Origin of the sequence: Deinococcus alpinitundrae, from assembly GCF_009982895.1 — a bacterium.
In the GTDB taxonomy this organism is placed as follows: domain Bacteria; phylum Deinococcota; class Deinococci; order Deinococcales; family Deinococcaceae; genus Deinococcus; species Deinococcus alpinitundrae.
In genome coordinates this window covers 1-258 of record NZ_WXZL01000342.1, presented here as the reverse complement: position 1 = coordinate 258, position 258 = coordinate 1, and the positions used below count along the sequence as shown (strand labels likewise).

Genomic DNA, 258 nt, shown 5'->3' with positions numbered 1-258 from the left:
CAGAAACACCCATTTCTAATAGCCTTAAAATAGCACCTTTACAATCAGTTGCATGCAATGTAGTCAGAACAAGGTGACCACTTAAACTAGCCTGTATAACACACTTGGCAACATCTTTATCTCTGATTTCACCTATTAAAATAACATCGGGATCACATCTTAAAATAGCTTTAAACGAATTTACATAGTTAATGACAGCTTTATCATTCACATTAATTTGGACGATACCAGGAATTTGCATCTCTACAGGATCCTCTA

General features: G+C 34.9%; 1 protein-coding gene. It reads right to left on the bottom strand.

All coding sequences use genetic code 11. The annotated features are described in order from the left end of the window. A partial coding sequence (locus tag GUI70_RS25920; protein ID WP_237725160.1) for an ATPase, T2SS/T4P/T4SS family occupies positions 1-241 on the bottom strand: 241 nt, incomplete at its 3' end. Between the last annotated feature and the right edge of the window lie 17 nt (positions 242-258).